Genomic DNA, 19,396 nt, shown 5'->3' on the forward strand with positions numbered 1-19,396 from the left:
ATCGGGACGGTATGGTACGTAAGCACTACGGGGTCTTGTTAGTCGTTTCAGATTTCTTCCTATCCTGCGAAGGCTTGCGATCGACCATGTTCTCAATCCACGGGGTCATTTCGTCCTTGATTTTGCCGACCAGCTGCGCTTTGGAGATTCCTTTGCTTTGCGCGATGTCGGTCAGCGATTTGCCCGATTTCAGCTCGGTTTTCAACTGGTCCTCGGTCATTCCGAGAAGGGAAGCGAGCTTGTCCGGCGTGATGCCCAAATGTTTTTTGCCCGCATGCATGCCGAAGCGGCCGTTGCCGTCAAAGGTACGGTTAACCATCTTTTTCAGATGGTCCGCCATGCGGCTTTTGAGCTTCTCCGCTTGCTCGGCGGTCAGCTTCCCGGAGACTGCGGCTTCGTCGATCGTTTTGCTGCGCGCTGCCTGCAGCTTGGCGACGAAGTCGGCTTCGCTCATGTTTTTCTCCGCGGCCAGCTGTACGAGCGTCTTGTCTTTAAGCGAGGCGACCAGCGAGGCTTTGTCTGTGCCGAGAATCGCAGCGGCTTCTTCGAAGATCGGCATGCCTTTGGCGGAATCGCCGGAATCCTTGGAGCCGTCACGTTCGCTTCGCTTGCCGAACCACTCCTGGAATGGGCCGGCTTTCGCTTTCGTCGCGGACGGCTGCTGCGCGGCCGCATCCTCGGCGTGCGCCGATTGTCGGGTTCCATACAGGACCCCGCCTCCGAGCAGAAGCGCAAGAGCCAGCGAGGAGACGATTACCCGTTTCGCATACGTTTGCTTCATGCAGGTTCACCTTCCTGATGTTGGATTGGTTTTGCAACCAATGTTAGGATAGGCATCCAAGCTTAACCTTACTTTAAAGCAAGCTTAGGCTAAAATAAATTTTGCGCAACGACGAATAGACCGCCGGTCGGGCGGTCTGTCGACGATATGGGAATCCGGTTTATTTCACAATCAGCACGGGAACTTTAGCCTGCTGCACGACGTTATGGCTGACGCTTCCGAGGAAGAACTCGCGGATTTTTCCGAGTCCCCGGCTTCCCATGACAATCAGGTCGCACTCGATCTCTTCCGCATGCGACAGGATGGTATAAGCCGGCTGCCCCCGGGTCAGCGTAAATTTCACGTTTAGCGTCGGCGGGATCAGCGACTTGGCTTCCTCGATCGTCGCTTCGGCAGCTTCAATATAATCGTTGTTAACCGCATATTCGCTGCCGATAAAGGTAGGAAGGGCGTACACATGAATAATTTCGAGCCGCGGAGGATGTAGGCTGTGAGATTGTTCCTGGACCAATTCGACCGCACGTTTCAAAGCTTTCTTCGATAAATTCGAACCGTCATAGGCAACAAGGATTTTAGAAAATAACATCATCCTCACCTCATTTGCGGTTTAGTGGATTACGATTTCATTATACCACAAACGACCGCTTACATGACGGAAAATTCAGAAAATTGAAAACAATATTTAAGACTCCTCATTCATATTATAAAAGTTCAAGAGGACTGTCACTACGCCGAGCGCCAGAATGAAGAGGGTCATCCCCAGACCGAATGAGAATACGAAGGGCAGCATCATGAACCAAACGCCCGTCAAAAACGCTATCCAATGCTGCCACGAGCCCCAGCCCGTTTTACCCAATGCCAGCATTGAGAAGACGAGTTCAATAAAGCCGGCGGCCATGCTGCTCCATACAGCTCCGGAATGGCCGGAAAAACCGAGAATCCACGGAGCGCCTATGAACCAAAGACCAATTAGCGCAGCCAGCAGGTTGCGAACCGCAGTTTTCTTCATGCCTACCCCTCCCTGAAATGGACGCCCGTTTTATATTTACTATATGCAACCGATTTCAAAAGGTGCACAATTCCGCTAATTATTGTAAAAAATGTGAGCAGAGTGGGTGTCGCTGTGGAACCTACGGCACCGCAAAACATAGAAAAAGGCCCCCGTCATCGGCTTAAGCCGGAGGGAGGCCTTGTCCTTGCTTACAGCTTGGCCATCTTGTATAAAGGCAGGGCGGAGATCATTGTTTCTTTAGCCAGCCGGAGGAAGGCTTGTCCATCCGCCAGCACCGGATCATCGGCAGGAATGTTGCGGCCGACCAGCAGCTCGGCCTTCTTCACGTCGCGAAAACGCCGGAGCGCTTGCTCGAACTGGCTGTCATCCAAATCCCGCACCGGTACCGCGTCTTTTTGCATATGATCGAACGAAAGCACGAAATCTTCGGGCAGCGCGGAGCGGATCTCCGGCAGGCGGTCCAAGTACGTCTGGGCAATGGTCTGCTTATTCGGCAGCTCGTAGATCAGGGCGAGCCAAATAAACACCCTGTCGTCGAACAAGCCGATCTGAAAATGGGGAAGCTGCTTGTAGCCGCGCTTGCTGCTCGAGAACGACATCCACGTGTCGACGGGCGGGTTCACCTTGCGGCGCGCATGCTTGGCGATGTGCAAATACAGCTCTTCTCCCGCTTGCACGGCGATCTCATCCAGCAGCTCGCTGCTGATGACGCCGAATTTGGGTTGAATGCGCGAGCGGATCGCTTCCATCCGGCCCTCCAGGCCTTCTATTGTAAAGGTTTCAAAATCTGTTGCGGTAAAGCCGGCAAACTGCATGACTGAAGACTCCTTTTTTTTATCGATGACAACAATATAGCATAAAATGGGACGTCCGGGCACGCGTTCGACGACTGACGACATTTTTTTAGTCCGGAGCCAAAAAAAACACAAGTGCGAGAAAAGGCATTCCATTGTTGAAAGCGTTTTTACAGAGTAGGATGAAGCTACATGAAGACGGAAAAGGAGGAGGCAGGCATGGCGGTGAAAATGCAGGCGGTGAAGACGATCGGCTACAAAGCCGGGACCCGTAAAAACGTACTCCGGTTCATGTGGAAATACAAAACGCTTTATTTGATCTCGGTTCCGGGGATCGTCTATTTTTTCATTTTCAAGTACGTTCCGCTGTTCGGTTCGGTGATCGCCTTTCAGGACTACAATATTTTTCAAGGCATTCCGGGCAGCAAATGGGTCGGCCTCGCGCATTTTAAACGGATGTTCGCCCATTACGATTTTTTGAACATCCTCAACAATACGCTGCTGATCGGATTGTACGATCTGCTCATCGCGTTCCCGGCGCCGATCGTCTTGGCGCTGCTGCTCAACGAGCTGCGTCTGGTGCTGTACAAGCGGGTGCTGCAGACGGTCGTCTATATGCCGCACTTCTTGTCCTGGGTCATCGTCAGCGGCATCGCCATCGGTATCTTGTCGCCATCGACCGGAGCGGTGAACCAGTTCATCAGCTGGCTCGGCTTCGAGCCAGTCTACTTCCTCGGTGAAGAATCGTGGATTCGCACCGTGCTTATCGGCTCCGGCATCTGGCGCGATTCGGGGTACGGGACGATCATTTTCCTCGCGGCGCTTGCGGGCGTCAATCCAGACTTATACGAGGCGGCCGAGGTGGACGGCGCGAGCCGCTGGCGCCAGACGCTATCCATTACAATTCCGGCGCTGCTGCCGACGATTATGATCATGTTCCTGCTTCATATCGGCAGGTTTCTGGATTTCGGCTTCGAGCGCGTCTACGTGTTCCTGAACCCGCTCAACAAAAGCAACGGCGAAATTTTGGACACGTACATTTATCAGGTCGGATTGCTCGGGCAGCAGTTCAGCTATACGACGGCGATCGGCTTGTTCAAATCGGTCGTCGGTCTGGTGCTGATCGTCATCGGCAACACGCTCAGCAAGAAAGCGACGGGGGAAAGCTTGTATTAACGGCAGCAGGAAGCGGGAGGTGCGAGACTTATGAAAAAAGCAAGCGCAAGCCGGCAAGTGTTTAATGCGGCAAATTTTATTTTTCTGACCTTGCTCGGGCTGGCGATGTTTCTGCCGTTCCTCGGCGTGCTGGCGCAATCGTTCAGCAGCTCCGAAGCCGTCATTGCCGGAAAAGTATTATTCTGGCCCGTCGATTTCACCTGGATCAACTATCAGTACGTGTTCAGCGACGCTTCGATCTGGCGTTCCTTCGGGATTACGGTGTACATTACGGTGGTCGGCACGCTCATCAATCTGATTGCCACCGCCTCGCTCGCCTATCCGGTATCGAGGCAAGAATATGTGGGGCGGAAGCTCGTCGTCATCATGGTGCTCATCACGATGGTATTCAGCGCCCCACTCGTGCCGAACTTCATCTTGATGAAAAGCCTCGGCCTGACGAATACACTGTGGGCGCTGCTGCTTCCCGGCGCGATTAGCGCATTTAACTTTTTCATCATGCGCTCGTTCTTTATGCAGATTCCTTCGGAGATTATCGACTCTGGTCGGATCGACGGCTGCACCGAGCTGCGGATGATCTGGAGCATCGTGCTGCCGCTCTCCAAGCCCGTGATGGCGTCCCTAGGCATCTTTTACGCCGTAGGCCACTGGAATACGTACATGAATGCGCTGTACTATATCAACAACCCGGCTTTGAGGCCGCTCCAAGTGAAGCTTCGCCAACTAATTGATGCGAACGAAATCAACATCGACCCGTCGGCCTCCCAGTTCAGCTCGCTCGCACATATGGACCCGGAAGGCATCAAGATGGCGACGATCATCATTGCGACGCTGCCGATCGTACTCATCTATCCGTTCCTGCAAAAGCATTTTGTCAAAGGCATGATGGTCGGCTCCGTGAAATCTTAGCTTCTGGCCTCCGGTATCGGGAGCTGCTATACCGGTAAAACAGGGCGCTGCTCCAAAAAAAGCGCAACCCGGGTGGACAATAGCCGATGCCCGGAAGGAGGCGTCCTTTTACACTAAATGCAATTGCTCCATATCATTTCTCAGAAAAGAGGGGTATGTATGAAGAAATGGATGAAGGTCGGGCTTGCCTCGGCTGCAGCTGCGAGCATGCTGGCCGCTTGCGCCAAGACGTCGGAGCCGCCGGCGGCGGAAGGAACCGGTAACCCGAACGAAAAAGCGAAATTTTCCATCTCGATGAGAACGCTCGCCTTCAATCACGTGGAGAAATCGCCCAATATCAACGAAGACAAATGGGTGAAAAAGCTGGAGGAACTAACCAACACGGACCTGAACATCGTGCTTGTCCCACACAAGGAATTCGAGCAGAAGATGATCCAGATGTTTGCCACCAACGACATTCCCGATGTCGTGCAGGGGAGCGGCGGCGTGGCGGGCAAGGAGATGGCCGGCTCCGTTCAGGCCGGCGTCTTCCTGCCTTTGGACGATCTGCTGCAAAAGCACGGGCAAAACCTGCTGAAGAAAATTCCGAAGGATGCCTGGCAGAAAGAGACGTATCAGGGCAAAATTTACGCGATCCCCGAGTTCCTCTCCAACCCTTCGCGCCGTGCGACCGCGATCCGCAAGGATCTGCTCGACAAAGCGGGGCTGTCGGTGCCGAAGACGGTCGACGAATACTTGAACGTGCTGCGGAAGTTCAAGGAGCTGGGAGTCGAACAGCCGTATCAGGGCCGCGAAAATTTCAAATATGCCGACACGTTCTTCGGCCCCTTCGACGCGTTTCCTTACCTCTCCATGCACATGCAGCAGGGCGATCAAATCGTGCCGAAGTTTTTCAACGTCGACAATATGACGAAGGCGCTGCAAACGTATAAAACGATGTTCGACGAAGGGCTGATCTCGAAGGAGTTTGCAACAATTAACCCGACCGTTTACAAAAACAATATATTGGCCGGGAAGGCGGGCATGTGGTCGATGAACGCCAACGAAGCGCTGCAGTGGGAGAAGCAGCTGCAGGCGAACGTCCCTACCGCCAAGGTTGAGCTGATTCCGTCGCCGGTCGGCCCGGACGGCAAGGGCGGCTATTACTTGTACAACTCCGTCACCCGCGCCTGGTTCATCAATAAAAAGGCGAAAAATCCGGAGGCGATCATCAAATTTTTCGATTGGATGCTGTCGGACGAGGCGGAGAAGTTTTTTACGTTCGGCATTGAAGGGGAGACCTACAAGACGGTGGACGGCAAGATCGAGTACAAATCGCCGACGGACCCGCAAGGGGTGGACGAAGAGCGCTACCGCCAAGCTTTCCTGTGGATGGTGCAGGATACGAAGTACAACAAAGGCACGCTTAGCCTGACGCCGGAAGGGCAGAAATTGATGAGCATCTATGATACAATGTTGGCAAACGAAGGACGCGACGGCATCCAATTCGAGCCTCGTCTGGAAGCGTATATCAAAAATCCGGACATTGCGCCGGAATCCGATTATGCCGCTCCGGTGCTGCTCCAGCATATGGTCAAAATGGTATACGGCAAGGAGCCGATCTCCGATTGGCCGAAGGTCATCGAGGAGTGGAAATCGAAGGGCGGCAACGACGTCGTCAAGGAAGCGACCGAGAAGTTCAAAAGCAAAGATCCAAACGTGACGATCTCGATGCCGCGCCGTTAATTGCGTCTCTTCTATAATAGTACGGTTGAAATGTAAGCGTTTTTTTAATCCCTTTTCACGGAGAGAAAAGGCGGTTCGTGAGTGGGCGAGGTGCGGTGTCCTGCCGGAGGGCATGTATCGTTTCGCGGCGAGTTTTTTGTTCCGATCCCTTCAGCTGAAATCTTTTATCCAATCCGGGGATCGGAACAAAACGTGTCTGAGCTGAAGCGAAACGATACATGCCCGGCTGCGAAGTTACGCCCAGTCCGTCATTCCCACCAGCCTTTTCTCCCCGCACCCTCTCCCCTTTGAAAGGAGCGTTCGCCATGTACCGAATCTTGATCGCAGATGACGAGCCGATGATTCGCAAAGGCTTGCAAAAGCTGGTGGAGCAATCCGGTCTGCCTATCACGAGCATTCGCACGGCCGAGAACGGCACGGATGCGCTGCAGCGGATTCGCGAAGAACGCCCCGATTTTTTGTTTACGGACATCCGGATGCCGAAGCTGGACGGGCTGGAGCTGTGCCGGCACGTGGCCGAGATGGACGTGGACATCCAGATTGTCGTCGTTTCCGGCTATAACGATTTTGAATACGCGCAGAAGAGCGTATCTTACGGCGTGAAGGAATACTTGCTGAAGCCGGTCACCATCAAAGGGTTTCAGGAGGTGCTGGAGAAGCTCGTGCGCTTCAGCGCGAAGCAGCGATCCGAGACGTTCGTTCCCGTGACCCGGCTGGAAGCGTGGGCGGCCAAGCTGGATGAGGCCGTGTGGCTGCTGCAAGAGCAGGAGCTGCGGGCCGTATTGGCGGAGATGCGCAGCGAGCTGGACGGCTTCGGCCTGAAGCCGAGCCGGTTGTGCGATGTGTTTGACGAGCTGAATGTTTTGTTGGTGAGCCGGATCAACCAACGGGACGTATTCACGCTGCGCGCCGGCTTGGCGCTGGCGGACGTTTCGGAGAAGGAGGAGGCGTGGCGGCGGTTTGACGGCAGTGTCCGCAGCTTGTGCGAGGAGCTCAGGCATAAGCGCAGAGGCCGGCGCAAGGACCCGGTCGAGGAGGCGAAGCAGTACATCGAGGATCATCTGGCCGAGGAGGTTTCGCTAGAGGAAGTGGCGGAATATATCGGCTTGAACGCCTCGTATTTCAGCCAGCTGTTCAAGCAATCGACGCAGGAAACGTTCGTCCAATACCGGACCCGCAGACGGATGGAAAAAGCGAAGAAGCTGCTTCAGCAGCCGCATTACCGGATCACGGACATCTCGGGCGAGGTCGGATACGCCGACCACCCGCATTTTACGAAGACATTCAAGAAATACGCCGGGTGCCTTCCATCCGAGTATCGGCAAAAGATGGGCATCGAATAATGAAGCGCAAAACGCTGTCCGGCCAAATTTACGTCTACTTTCTCATTGTGATTGCCGTTTCGTTGATTACCGTCGGCGTCGTTTCTTACGTGCAGTCTTCCAAAGAGCTGGACCGCCAGGCCGAACAGTATATGGAGCAGATCGTCGACAGTGCGGCGTACCAGACGGATATTTATTTGCAGACATACGAGCTGCTGAGCAATTCGTTTACTTCGAACTCCGACGTTCGGTCGTTCATGGAGATTGCACCCGACGATGGATACGAGTATTACTACTACTCCACACAGATCAAGAAGTTTGCGTCGAATTCCGTGCAATCGATCGCAGCGCTGTACAAGCAGCTGAACATGATTTATATCGTCGGGCAGCACCGGCGTTCCGTCATCTACGACAACCAGAACTTAATTTTTCTGGACCCTGCGGAATATAAGACCAAGTTCGAATACATTATGGCCAATACCCCCGACGACGGGCAGATGGTAATGCTGAATGTGAGCCTGCGGTTGGAAGACCGGGGGACCGTCGTCACGATGGCGCGAAAAGTGCGCGATTCCGCTTATAACGATGCGAACCGCGGGGTCGTCGCCATCGAGTTTAAGCTCGCTGAGCTGGCGAAAATATGGCAGCGCGCGAACGTAGGGAAGGACGGATATTTCTTCATCATAAATGGTAAAGGAGAATTTATTTACCATCCGACTTTGTCGCTGAAAGATGCGAAGCTGGAGCCGGAACTATTCCGGCATATGGAGCAGAGCGCGGGAAAATCGGTCATCGACCGCTATGAGGGGCAGGATCGGCTGTTTGTCTCCAGAGGTTCGAGCTACTCGGACTGGAGGCTTGTCGCCTCGATTCCGGTTCACGAGCTCCGGCGTCCGGCGTCCACGATCCGCACCACGACGCTCAGCGTCGGACTGCTCACGCTGATTGCCGCTCTGTGGCTCGCCTACCGCTTCGGCCGTTCCATCGTCGCGCCGATTCGCGAGCTGAAAGAAAGCATGCGGCAGACGGAGAAGGGGAACTGGCAGCATATCGACGAGATCGGCCGGACGGACGAAATCGGCGGGTTGATTCACAGCTACAACCTGATGGTGACGCGGCTTTCGGAGATGATCGAGAAGGTATACGAAGCCGAGCTGCAGCAGCAAAAAAATGCACTTGAGCTCGGCCAGGCGGAGCTGGAACGGCAGCGTGCGGAATTTCAATCGCTTCAGCTTCAGATCAATCCGCATTTTCTGTACAACACGCTGGAAACGATCAACTGCTACGCCATCGTGCAGGATTCGTACGAAATTACCGAGATGGTGGAAGCGATGGCCTTCATGCTGCGCTATTCGATCCAAACCAATCTGGAAGAAATCACGGTAGCCAACGAACTGAACCACGTGCGCAATTACATGATCGTGCTGCGGCACCGGATCGGCCGGGAATTCGAGATCGACGTCGTCATTCCGCCATCGCTGCTGCTGGAAAACATGGTGCGCTTGACGCTGCAGCCACTTATCGAAAATATTTTTCAGCATGCGTTTCCCGGCGGCTTCGAGCCGCACCATTACATCCGCATTGATGCGCGCAAGCAGGGCGGGCTGTTCCAAGTGTCCGTAGAAGACAATGGAGCGGGCATCGAGACCGACCGGCTGGAAGAGCTGCGCAGACGACTGAAGCAAAACCGGCTTGCCGATGAGCACGAGGGCGGGCGGCAGCGCGGGGGGATCGGACTGATGAACGTTCACCGGCGCATCCAGATGGTGTTCGGGGAGCAATACGGCCTGTCGATTGAAAGCGAATGGGGCCGTGGCAGCCGCATTATGATGACGATGCCGGAAACGTCGGCACCGGCGCTGCGCTCCATTAAAGATTCTGCCTAACTTTAACCTTTCATTTCACGGATGCGGAGGAGATTCAGATGAAAATCGATTTGACGGGAAAAGTGGCTCTGGTTACGGGCTCTAACGCAGGGATCGGTCGCGCGATTGCGATCGCGCTAGCTGCGAGCGGCGCCAAGGTAGGCGTCAACTGCTTGCGCAATATGGCGCAGGGGGAAGAGACGGTTGCCGCCATCCGGGCGGCCGGAGGCGAAGCGGTGCTCGTCCAGGCCGATGTGACGGACGCGACGGAGATCGACCGTCTCGTATCGGAGGTCGAGCGGGCGTTCGGCGGAACGGTCGATATTTTGGTCAACAACGCCGGCCATCTGGTGAAGCGCCAGCCGAACATCGACATGACCGAACCATTGTATCAGCAGATCATGGATGTCAATCTGAAAAGCACGGTATTCATGTGCAAGCGCGTCCTCCCGGGGATGAAGGCGAAAGGGGCGGGTCGCATCATTAACATGTCGTCCGTTGCAGCCCATAACGGAGGCGGGCCGGGTTCGAGCATTTATGCCGCAAGCAAGGCGGCCGTATCCGCCTATTCCAAAGGACTCGCCAAGGAAGCGGCGTCCAGCGGCATTACGGTCAATCTCGTGTCTCCCGGCTTTATCGGCAACACGATGTTCCATGCGACCTTTACGACGGACGAAGCGCGCAAAGCGACGGTGACCGGAATCCCGCTGCAGCGGGAAGGGACGCCGGAGGATGTGGCGGGCGCCGTCCTGTACCTGGCCTCCGATCTAGCCTCTTATTTGACCGGCGAAACGATTGAGATCAACGGCGGGATGATGATGCGATGAGTACGGGAATCCGGAATAAAACCGAAACGCGCGCCTGGGGGAGGCGGGTACTGGCCGAGCTCAAGGGGGAGCTGGATCGGCTGGAAGCGGCGGACAGCTTGCATATTCCCGTGGAGCCGGGAGGCTGGTGGCACCAATACGTGTGCCCGCGTCACCATACGGAGCTGCTTTTCGATCCCGCCGAACGGGATGCGCACGCGTTCCGCTGCCCGCACGGCTGCTTGGTCGAGGGCGAAGCGTACCGCGGGGCTTGGCTGGCGTTCAAGCACCAGTCCTTGGCCCGCGTCGCGCTTCAAGCGGCGGTGGTCTATGCGGCTTCGCGCGAAGCTGCCTATGCGCTGCTGGCGAAGCGGATCATTGCCGGGTATGCGCGCCAGTTTCCCGATTACCCGGTGCATCCGGACGCTCAGCCGTGGATGCTGAAGGGCCGGGCGTTTCATCAGGCGCTGACGGAAGCGATCTGGTCGACGACGCTGCTTCGCGCCTGCTTGCTGCTAAGCGACGAAGGCGTGACTTGGACGGTGCCCGAGCGTGAGGCGATCGACGGCTGCTTGCGGTTGCTGGAGGCAAGTATGACGGAATACCGCCGCATTTTGATTCACGAACGGGGCAATGCGGAGAACAATTACACGGCTTGGCTTAACGCTTCGCTTTCGTGCATCTACGCGGTGAAGAGCGATCGTGGCGGATTGCTTGCCCTGATCGCGGGCGAAGGGGGCTGGAAGCATCATTTGTCCATGGGCGTCAAGCCGGACCAGATGGAGTTCGAAGGCAGCACGTACTATCACGTGTTTGTTCTGCGGGCGTACTTGATCTCGGCGGAAATGGCGGAGCGTTTCGGCGTCGATCTGTACCACGCCGAAGGCACGGCGGGTCAATCGATGGCGGGCATGTTCGACGTGCTGGCCGCACTCGCCGACGACCGTGGCGTGCTGCCCGCCTTGCATGACGGCCCGATGGAACGGCTGCCCTATGCCAGGGAAATCGCCGAGATCATGGAGATCGGCCTGAGCCGATACTGTCAGCCGGGGATCGTGCCGATCCTGCGCGAAGCGTACCGGCAGATGGGCGGTCCGGACGGCGCACGCTGCCAGCTTGAGGCGCTGCTGTACGGCGAAGGCGAAGAGCCTGCCGCACACCGGTTCTTCGGAAGGATAGAAGCGGAAACGAATGGGGCGGACGATGAAAAAACGAGGCTGCAGCGGTGCTCCAGATTGCTCCCTGACTCCGGATTTATCCTAGGCCGAAGGCCGTCAAACGCATTGTCGTTTCTGGCCGATTTCGGACCGCACGGAGGCTCTCACGGCCACTACGACAAGCTTCATCTGACGCTCATGCACCGGGAGACGGTGTTTACGCCGGACTTCGGCATGGTGCCTTACGGGTCGGACCTCCGCAAGCAGTGGTTCGCCGAAACGGCAAGCCATAACACCGTATCGCTCGGCGGAGCATCGCAGGCGGCCCACACCGGAAGCTGCCTCCGGTTCGAGGAGACAGCGGCCTATACTTACGTATGGCTGCGGTCGGAAGGAGCGTACCCAGGCTGCCGGATGGACCGGCACCTGCTGCTGACCGATCGATGGCTGTTGGACTGGTTTGAGGTAACGGCAGGGGGAGAGGCATCGATCGAATGGTGGATGCACCCGGTCGTGCCGGCTGAGGAAGAAGCGGCTCGTACCGGCATCGAGACCAGACCGGAGCAAGTGCCGGACGAAGGCGGCGTCTACCCGCTGGCGATCGAGGGAGAATGGCAGCGCCTGCCGGTCGTTAAGCGTTACGAGGCTGCGGCCTCCGTCGGCTCAGGGGGGGAGCTGAGGCTGTCGTACAAGGTGCCGGGCGGCGGGCGGATTTATCATACGGCGCTGCTTCGGCCGGGAGACGAAGCCTATGCCGTACGGACTCCGGGCACCAGCGTCGACCCGAGCCGGCCGCTAATCGCTTTGCTTCATCGTCGGTATGACCGAAGCGCGCGCTTTGTTCACGTGTACAGCGCCGGAGAACGGACGGCCTTGAAGGAGACATCCCTTGGCCTTGGCGCGGTTCAAGTGGAATCGGCAGGGGAAGTTCGAACCTGCGAGCTTACGGAGCAGGGACTAACTGTCATAGGAGGGGAGCGCCATGAGTAGCCTGGTACCGTTATACGAGCCGCAGAGCGGGGTGTTGACCGTGCAGTACGCACCGGACGAACAGACTGTCCTTACCGAAAATCCGCCCCGATTTACCTGGATTCCGGCGCAATTGGAGCACGACCGGTACGTGCTGCAAATTTCCCCCAGCGCAGCATTTGTGGAGGAGGAGACGGAGACGGTCGGGCCTGTTTCGTATAATTTGTATACGCCGGACCGTCCGCTGGAGCCGGGCACGTATTACTGGCGGTATGCACTGCTGACGGACAATGAAGCGGGCCGCACGGCCTGGAGCCGGGTACGGCGCTTTGCCGTGCCCGAAGGGCTGCCCGAGACGCCGCTGCTGTCGCCGGACCGCCGCTATGCGCAAGCCTCGGCGGCACATCCGCGGCTGTGGCTTCAGGCTTCCGAGCTGCCGGACTTCCGCCGCAGGGTGAAGGAAGATCCATCCTATTGCGGCTGGGAGACGTTCTACGAGCGCTCCGTCCAGCCATGGATCGGGCGCGAGCTTATTGCGGAGCCGCAGCCGTATCCGGACCACAAAAGGGTCGCGAGCCTGTGGCGGAACATGTACCTGGATTGTCAGGAAGCGCTGTACGCCATCCGGCATTTGGCCGTAGCCGGCGTCGTGCTGGAGGATGAGGCGCTCATCAGACGCGCGAAGCTGTGGCTGCTGCACGTGGCCGGCTGGAATCCCGAAGGAACGACCTCGCGCGATTACAACGACGAAGCGTCGTTTCGGGTAGCCGGGGCGCTCGCCTGGGGTTATGACTGGCTGTACGACACGTTAAGCGAAGCGGAGCGCGAGCTTGTCCGCGGCTCGCTGCTTACGCGAACGGGGCTCGTGGCGTATCACGTGATGGAGCGCTCCAAAATCCACCACGTCCCGTTCGACAGTCACGCGGTACGCTCGTTGTCCAGCGTGATGGTGCCCTGCAGCATCGCCTTGCTGGGGGAGGAGCCGCAGGCGCAGGAGTGGCTCGATTATACGCTTGAGTATTACGCGAACCTGTACACACCGTGGGGAGGCGTAGACGGAGGCTGGGCGGAAGGTCCGATGTACTGGACGACCGGCATGGCGTTTGTGACGGAAGCGTTCAATCTGCTCAAAAACTACACCGGCATCGATTTTTACCGCCGTCCGTTTTTCACCAAAACCGGCGATTTTCCGTTGTACTGCTTCAGTCCGGATACGCTGCGCGCCAGCTTCGGCGACCAGTCCACGCTCGGCGATCCCGTCAGCTTGAAGACCGCCTTCAACATCCGCCAGTTTGCCGGAGTGACCGGGAGCGGTCTGTATCAGTGGTATTTCGAGCGGGTCAAGGAGATCGATACAGACTCGGAAATGAAATTTTACAATTACGGCTGGTGGGATTTCCGGTTTGACGAAATGGTGTACCGCCACGATTACCCGGTAATCGAGCCGACTCCGCCGACGGAAGCGTCGATCGAGCCGGTCAAATGGTTCCGGGATGTCGGTTGGGTCGCCTTCCATGGGAATATGGCCGATCCGGAGCGCTATATCATGCTGCTGACGAAAAGCAGCAAGTACGGTTCCGTCAGCCACAGCCACGGCGATCAGAACGGCTTCCTGCTGCATGCCTACGGCGAGCCGCTTGCCATCGAGAGCGGCCATTATGTCGCTTTCGGCAGCACGATGCACCGGAACTGGCGGAGGCAGACGCGTTCCACCAACAATATTCTCGTGGATGGGCTCGGCCAATACGCCGGAACGGATAAAGTGCTGGCGATGGCGGCCTCTGGCACCGTCGAGGCAGCGGAACAGCGGGACGGTTACGGCTATTCCCGCTGCAATGCGACGGCGGCCTATCGGCATTACGTTCCTTGCTTGAAGCGTTATGTCCGCGAGCTGTACTTTTTCGGGAAGTCGTTCGTCGTCGTCGCGGATCTGATCGATCTGGAGCGGCCCGGCCGCGTTGAGTGGCTGTTCCATACGCTGTACGAGATGAAGCTGTCCCGACAATCGTTTCAGGTGCAGGGCCGCAAGGCGGATATGGACGGACGTTTCGTCTACTGTTCGTCCGGCGAGCTGGAGCTGACGCAGCACAACGAATTTACGGACGTCGATCCGTCCGAGTACGAAGGGCTGCCGGTCCACTGGCACTTGAAAGCGGCGACGAAGGAAGCGCGCAGCCATCGGCTCGTTACTCTGCTGGTGCCCGTCAAGCACGGCGAACCGAAGTACGTCTCGCATTTTCTGGACGATCAGGACCACGGCGTCCATTTGTATTTTACGGAGGACGGGGTAACCCGGAAGGTCGAGGTGCCGAAGGCATATTAAACCTTCGGATGATAACCGGGCAACAATTCGAAAAGCTGCCAAAAGGATAACGAATTATCCTTTCGGCAGCTTTTTTTGCGCAAAAAAATATTAAGTATTTGAAAAAATGCTCTCCGAGTCTGTCAGCTATATACGAAAAAAAACAGATGGTCAATTGACCGCCTTTTCTTTTTTGGCTGCAGAGAACCAGATAATCTACATCTTTTGTCATCAGTCGACAAAATATCAGAATATGAAAGTCGAATCTTCTGAATAGGCTTTGTTAACCGTTTGTAAAAATGTCTAATTTTTGAACAAAAGTTTATAATTGATTACAAAATAGGACTTTACTACCATGTTATCTTTGCCTAATAATTGTATATAATTAGCAAGTGTTGGTTATTTTGTAATCACATAGAAGGGGGTGACGACCGGATGTTCTCACGAAGGCCTTCTTGGATTTTGAATGCCGATGCAAGCTCTCGCACACAACGGAAGACGCCGCAAAACATTTGCCCTTCGTAAACTCCGGGCAAAAAAAGCTCCATAAAATGGGAGGCCGGTTGCTTAAAGTCAGCCTGCTCCATCTCAAACATCATGTTCAACCCACGTTCAGTTCATCGCAGCAGGAAACCGCACCCGCATCATTCCTACACACAAAACCTTACTCCTTAGTCTACCGCATGACCCGTTTTCGGAACAAGCATCGAATCCTACAGGAACACCTGAAGGAAGTTTGCAGCATGACGAATCGATAAGTGATCCAGGTTCCGCCCTTGTTGCAGGCGATATTGCCGTATGCCAGGCGCTTCAAAAAGAGGGTACGAACATTAAGAACCACACCGCGGAGGTAAGCCCTTAACTAACTTTATAACAGAATAAATCATACCTGAGGAGAGATTATGATATGACAGTGAACACATTCGAAGCCTTGGAATCCAATGTTAGATCTTATTGCCGTTCGTTTCCGGACGTTTTCGTACGTGCCAAAGGCTCCGTCCTATATGCACAGTCCGGCAAGTCGTATATCGATTTTTTCGCCGGCGCGGGCGCTTTGAATTACGGACATAATAACGACTTTATCAAAGAGCGGCTCATCCATTATTTGCAATCGGACGGCATCAGCCACGGGCTGGACATGTACACTTCGGCCAAGGAAACGTTTCTGCAGACATTCTCGGACAAAATTCTTAAGCCACGCGGTCTGAACCACAAAGTACAATTTTGCGGTCCGACGGGAACCAACGCGGTAGAGGCGGCGTTCAAGCTGGCGAGAAAAGTAAAGGGCCGGACCGGCATATTTGCCTTCATCGGCGCGTTTCACGGCATGTCGCTCGGCAGCTTGGCCGCCACCAGCAGCCTGTATCACCGCGAAGCGGGCGGAGTTCCGCTGCACGACGTGACCTTCATGCCTTTCCCGGTAGGCTTTATCGACGGATTGGACACGATCGGATACATGGAGGCGATTTTGACGGACGACCATTCGGGTATCGCTAAACCGGCAGCGATCATTCTCGAAACGATCCAGGCGGAAGGCGGTCTGAACGAAGCTCCGATCGAATGGCTCCGCCAGCTTCGCGATTTGTGCGACCGTCACGACATTTTGCTCATTTGCGACGAAATCCAAGTCGGATGCGGACGGACGGGCCCGTTCTTCTCCTTCGAGCGCGCAGGCATCGTTCCCGATATGGCTGTGCTTTCCAAATCGATCAGCGGTTACGGGCTGCCGATGTCCATACTGCTGCTGAAGCCGGAGCTCGACGTCTGGAAGCCGGCGGAGCACAATGGCACATTCCGGGGGAACCAGCTTGCTTTCGTCGGTGCTACAGCTGCTCTCGAATTCCGCGAACAGACCGGCTTGGAGGCGGAAACGGAACGCAAGGCGAAATTCATCGAGCAATTTTTGAAGGAGCAAATTTTGCCGATCGACTCGCGTCTCACGGTAAGGGGCAGAGGGCTCATCTGGGGAATCGACACGTCGGGCAGCGAGGATGAAACGCTCTCCAAAGCGATTGCCTCGCGCTGCTATGAGCTCGGGTTGATCATCGAGCGGGCGGGACGTAACGATGCGGTCGTCAAGCTGATGCCTGCGCTCACGATTCCGATGGAAGAGCTTGCCAAGGGCTGCGAGATTTTGAAGCAGGCCGTAACGGAATGCTGCGCATCGAACTTGCTTCAACCGGAATTGGTCTGAAGTCTGGCCGGTGGATGATGGAGTAGCGAAATTTTATTCGGTTCACCATTTTATTAGAGGAGTGAATGTTATTGATGAATAAAAGAGTTCTGACGTTGCTGTTGTCATGCCTGCTGCTTTGGACTGTCGTTGCAGCGCCTGCTTCCGCTGCCGCACCCGACCCGAACTTATCTGGCGTTCCCGGAACTTGGGCGCCCGGCGCCACACCGAGCAACCTGAATCCGAACTACCCCGTCATTTTGTTCGTACAAGGCTTAACAGCAAACGCCGGAACTTGGTACAAAACGAACGATATGTACCAAACGGCTTACAATAACGGATATCAAACCGCTTTCGTCGAGCTGTACGATTCGGGAGGCCCGTCGAAAAACATGTGGGATAACGGCAAGCTGCTTGCCGATAAAATCGCGGAAATTTCCAAGGCGTTCCCGGGCAAAAAGCTCGTGATCGTCGCCCACAGCAAAGGCGGGGTCGATTCGCAAACAGCTCTCGTGCATTACGGTGCATATCCGTACGTTTCCAACGTTATCACTTTAGGAAGCCCTCACCACGGATCGCAGCTCGCCGATTTGGCCTACTCCGATTGGGCAGGATGGCTGGCGGAGCTGATCGGATATAAGTCCGAGGGCACCTACTCCATGCAAACGTCTTATATGAACTATTTCCGTTCGATTACCGATTCGCATGCCAACGTTTCGAAGAACAAAATTTACACGTTCGCCGGCGACGGCTGGCACGATTCGAGTCTGATTTACCTCGCTGGAGGGCTGTATTTATCGAAATACGGTTCGAACGACGGTGTCGTAACGGTCAACAGCGCCCACAATCCCAAGGGCACCATGGTGAAGATCGGACCGTGGGACCACAAAGTAGTTCATAACGGCACGCCGATATTCCCGCTGATCAAGCCTTATTTGACGGCTGCAGCCGGATTAGCAGCAGAGCCGGTAAGCAGCGGGCAAAGTGCGGCGCGGGAAACGAAACCGGTTGAGCTGGTTCAACCCGGCAGCACGCTGATCCGTGGAGGCAAGCATGAAAGCACCGCCGTCGAGCGTTTTCCCGTTGAGAATGACGTACGGAGCATCACGTTCGACTGGATTGCCGATCAACCGGCGGACCGCCTGGAATTGATTGCGCCGAACGGCGAGAAAAGAACGGTCGACGTCAAGGTAGAGCAGGATCAGGAGCTGTTCAAAAACGGCTGGCACCATACTGCGGTCGTCGCCAAGCCGGAACAGGGCGAGTGGACGCTGCAGGCGCAATCCAAAAAGCCCGGCGCGCATCTGCTGACGGTTCAATACGATTCGGCACTTTCCGACTCGCTCAAGCTGACGACACAAGACAAGCAAAAATTCCGTGTAGAAACCGACGGCAGCGGGTTGTCCTCCAACAAGCTCAACGTTCGTTACAATGTGAGCTTTATCCCTGAGCAAGGCAATCCGGGCAAAAAGCAAATTCAATCGTTGAAAAAACAAGCGGCGACAGGCGCGAACAACGAATTGGATTTGACGGCAGCTCAAGAACCGGGCGTCTACCAAACGTCCGTCGAGGTTCAGGGTGTGACGGCGCAAGGCGTTCCGTTCGAAAGATCCCTGCTCCGCTCGGTCTATGTCGATAAACAGGGGGGAAGGCACTAACCGACGCCTATGACGATCGAAGTTTACGCAGTCCGGTTATCCGGGGAGCCCGAGGCCGGCATCATGCAGCAGTTGCACGATTGCGTATCGGAAGAAAAGCAGGCGAAGGCCGCAAGATTGAAGCAGCCTGCGGACCAGTGCAGAACGTTGGTCGGGGAAGCGCTGGCACGGTGGCTCATCGGACAAAAATGGGGACTTCGCCCCCCGGATATCCGGTATATTCATAATGCTTACGGAAAGCCGTCTTTGGACGGTTTTCCGAATGTTCATTTTAACGTATCCCATTCCGGCGAATGGGTCGTGTGCGCCATCTCGGAGCAGCCGGTTGGCGTCGATATCGAACGGCAGCAGCACATCGATTTTTCATGGTCTTATCATTATTTCGCCCCCGAAGAGGCATACGATTTGCAGCAGCGTCCGTTTGCGGAGAGATTGTCTTATTTTTACGATCTGTGGACTTTGAAGGAAAGCTTTATTAAGCAAAGAGGGGTCGGACTTTCTCTTCCTTTGGACCGTTTCGCGGTACGGGTAACGTCGGAAGGCAAGCCTATCCTGCTGCATAGCCCGGATTTGAAAGATTACTGGTTCAAGCAGTATCCTGTGGACGGTCCGTACAAGCTGGCTGTGTGTGGGCAGGAAAGTGATTTTGCCGAAGAACTGGTCATCCTGCCGTTCGACACGTTTATGAGCTCGCTCGGCTCCTTGCAGCTTGTCCCGCAGGTGGCGCAATCCGGCGAGTATTAATCA

Annotated in this window: 15 protein-coding genes; 11 read left to right on the forward strand and 4 right to left on the reverse strand. The window is 55.7% G+C overall.

From position 1 onward, the window contains the following. Nucleotides 1-25: 25 nt before the first annotated feature. From ET33_RS05535 to ET33_RS05550, 4 genes are all read right to left on the reverse strand, one after another. On the reverse strand, nucleotides 26-781 hold the full coding sequence (locus ET33_RS05535) for a hypothetical protein (protein WP_036677549.1): 756 nt from the start codon (nucleotides 779-781) through the stop codon (nucleotides 26-28). A 160-nt stretch (nucleotides 782-941) separates the two neighbouring features. Next, the gene (locus ET33_RS05540) at nucleotides 942-1,367 is read right to left on the reverse strand and encodes a universal stress protein (protein ID WP_036677552.1); all 426 of its coding nucleotides are present in this window, start codon (nucleotides 1,365-1,367) and stop codon (nucleotides 942-944) included. A 96-nt stretch (nucleotides 1,368-1,463) separates the two neighbouring features. Next, nucleotides 1,464-1,790, reverse strand: a complete 327-nt coding sequence (locus ET33_RS05545; protein WP_036677556.1) for an SPW repeat protein — start codon at nucleotides 1,788-1,790, stop codon at nucleotides 1,464-1,466. Nucleotides 1,791-1,981: 191 nt separating this feature from the next. Next, nucleotides 1,982-2,608, reverse strand: a complete 627-nt coding sequence (locus tag ET33_RS05550; protein WP_036677559.1) for a DUF1054 domain-containing protein — start codon at nucleotides 2,606-2,608, stop codon at nucleotides 1,982-1,984. A gap of 198 nt (nucleotides 2,609-2,806) precedes the next feature. Between ET33_RS05550 and ET33_RS05555 the strand changes: the two genes are divergently transcribed. The 11 genes from ET33_RS05555 to ET33_RS05610 all read left to right on the forward strand — a co-directional run bounded on the left by ET33_RS05555 (nucleotide 2,807) and on the right by ET33_RS05610 (nucleotide 19,393). Then, nucleotides 2,807-3,763 (forward strand): ABC transporter permease, encoded by a 957-nt coding sequence (locus ET33_RS05555; RefSeq protein WP_036677803.1) that lies wholly within the window; start codon nucleotides 2,807-2,809, stop codon nucleotides 3,761-3,763. 30 nt (nucleotides 3,764-3,793) lie between these two features. Further along, a complete protein-coding gene (locus ET33_RS05560; RefSeq protein WP_036677562.1) occupies nucleotides 3,794-4,672 on the forward strand; it encodes a carbohydrate ABC transporter permease in 879 nt (292 codons plus the stop codon). Nucleotides 4,673-4,831: 159 nt separating this feature from the next. Continuing rightward, on the forward strand, nucleotides 4,832-6,397 hold the full coding sequence (locus tag ET33_RS05565) for an extracellular solute-binding protein (RefSeq protein WP_036677565.1): 1,566 nt from the start codon (nucleotides 4,832-4,834) through the stop codon (nucleotides 6,395-6,397). 305 nt (nucleotides 6,398-6,702) lie between these two features. Continuing rightward, on the forward strand, nucleotides 6,703-7,740 hold the full coding sequence (locus tag ET33_RS05570; RefSeq protein WP_036677568.1) for a response regulator: 1,038 nt from the start codon (nucleotides 6,703-6,705) through the stop codon (nucleotides 7,738-7,740). Next, nucleotides 7,740-9,605, forward strand: a complete 1,866-nt coding sequence (locus ET33_RS05575; protein ID WP_036677571.1) for a sensor histidine kinase — start codon at nucleotides 7,740-7,742, stop codon at nucleotides 9,603-9,605. Before ET33_RS05570 ends, ET33_RS05575 begins: the two co-directional genes overlap by 1 nt. Nucleotides 9,606-9,643: 38 nt before the next feature. Continuing rightward, on the forward strand, nucleotides 9,644-10,411 hold the full coding sequence (locus ET33_RS05580) for an SDR family NAD(P)-dependent oxidoreductase (RefSeq protein WP_036677574.1): 768 nt from the start codon (nucleotides 9,644-9,646) through the stop codon (nucleotides 10,409-10,411). Continuing rightward, the gene (locus tag ET33_RS05585) at nucleotides 10,408-12,537 is read left to right on the forward strand and encodes a heparinase II/III domain-containing protein (RefSeq protein ID WP_036677577.1); all 2,130 of its coding nucleotides are present in this window, start codon (nucleotides 10,408-10,410) and stop codon (nucleotides 12,535-12,537) included. The genes ET33_RS05580 and ET33_RS05585 overlap by 4 nt, the downstream gene beginning before the upstream one ends. Then, nucleotides 12,530-14,839 carry a DUF4962 domain-containing protein gene (locus tag ET33_RS05590; protein ID WP_036677580.1) on the forward strand — a complete coding sequence of 770 codons (2,310 nt, stop codon included), beginning with the start codon at nucleotides 12,530-12,532 and terminating at the stop codon, nucleotides 14,837-14,839. Before ET33_RS05585 ends, ET33_RS05590 begins: the two co-directional genes overlap by 8 nt. Before the next feature lie 892 nt (nucleotides 14,840-15,731). Further along, nucleotides 15,732-17,012 carry a diaminobutyrate--2-oxoglutarate transaminase gene (gene ectB / locus ET33_RS05600; RefSeq protein ID WP_036677805.1) on the forward strand — a complete coding sequence of 427 codons (1,281 nt, stop codon included), beginning with the start codon at nucleotides 15,732-15,734 and terminating at the stop codon, nucleotides 17,010-17,012. Nucleotides 17,013-17,086: 74 nt separating this feature from the next. After that, nucleotides 17,087-18,649 (forward strand): esterase/lipase family protein, encoded by a 1,563-nt coding sequence (locus ET33_RS05605; protein WP_036677587.1) that lies wholly within the window; start codon nucleotides 17,087-17,089, stop codon nucleotides 18,647-18,649. A gap of 9 nt (nucleotides 18,650-18,658) precedes the next feature. Further along, nucleotides 18,659-19,393, forward strand: a complete 735-nt coding sequence (locus ET33_RS05610; RefSeq protein ID WP_051775116.1) for a 4'-phosphopantetheinyl transferase family protein — start codon at nucleotides 18,659-18,661, stop codon at nucleotides 19,391-19,393. Nucleotides 19,394-19,396 lie beyond the last annotated feature (3 nt).

The organism is Paenibacillus tyrphae (genome assembly GCF_000722545.1).
Taxonomy (GTDB): domain Bacteria; phylum Bacillota; class Bacilli; order Paenibacillales; family NBRC-103111; genus Paenibacillus_G; species Paenibacillus_G tyrfis.

Bases quoted from the DNA above. Each gene is read 5' to 3' on its own strand.
- ET33_RS05535 (WP_036677549.1), bottom strand. From the start codon at position 781: ATGAAGCAAACGTATGCGAAACGGGTAATCGTCTCCTCGCTGGCTCTT.
- ET33_RS05545 (WP_036677556.1), bottom strand. From the start codon at position 1,790: ATGAAGAAAACTGCGGTTCGCAACCTGCTGGCTGCGCTAATTGGTCTT.
- ET33_RS05610 (WP_051775116.1), top strand. From the start codon at position 18,659: ATGACGATCGAAGTTTACGCAGTCCGGTTATCCGGGGAGCCCGAGGCC.
- ET33_RS05575 (WP_036677571.1), top strand. From the start codon at position 7,740: ATGAAGCGCAAAACGCTGTCCGGCCAAATTTACGTCTACTTTCTCATT.
- ET33_RS05550 (WP_036677559.1), bottom strand. From the start codon at position 2,608: ATGCAGTTTGCCGGCTTTACCGCAACAGATTTTGAAACCTTTACAATA.
- ET33_RS05570 (WP_036677568.1), top strand. From the start codon at position 6,703: ATGTACCGAATCTTGATCGCAGATGACGAGCCGATGATTCGCAAAGGC.
- ET33_RS05555 (WP_036677803.1), top strand. From the start codon at position 2,807: ATGGCGGTGAAAATGCAGGCGGTGAAGACGATCGGCTACAAAGCCGGG.
- ET33_RS05580 (WP_036677574.1), top strand. From the start codon at position 9,644: ATGAAAATCGATTTGACGGGAAAAGTGGCTCTGGTTACGGGCTCTAAC.
- ET33_RS05605 (WP_036677587.1), top strand. From the start codon at position 17,087: ATGAATAAAAGAGTTCTGACGTTGCTGTTGTCATGCCTGCTGCTTTGG.
- ET33_RS05540 (WP_036677552.1), bottom strand. From the start codon at position 1,367: ATGTTATTTTCTAAAATCCTTGTTGCCTATGACGGTTCGAATTTATCG.
- ET33_RS05590 (WP_036677580.1), top strand. From the start codon at position 12,530: ATGAGTAGCCTGGTACCGTTATACGAGCCGCAGAGCGGGGTGTTGACC.
- ET33_RS05585 (WP_036677577.1), top strand. From the start codon at position 10,408: ATGAGTACGGGAATCCGGAATAAAACCGAAACGCGCGCCTGGGGGAGG.
- ET33_RS05565 (WP_036677565.1), top strand. From the start codon at position 4,832: ATGAAGAAATGGATGAAGGTCGGGCTTGCCTCGGCTGCAGCTGCGAGC.
- ET33_RS05560 (WP_036677562.1), top strand. From the start codon at position 3,794: ATGAAAAAAGCAAGCGCAAGCCGGCAAGTGTTTAATGCGGCAAATTTT.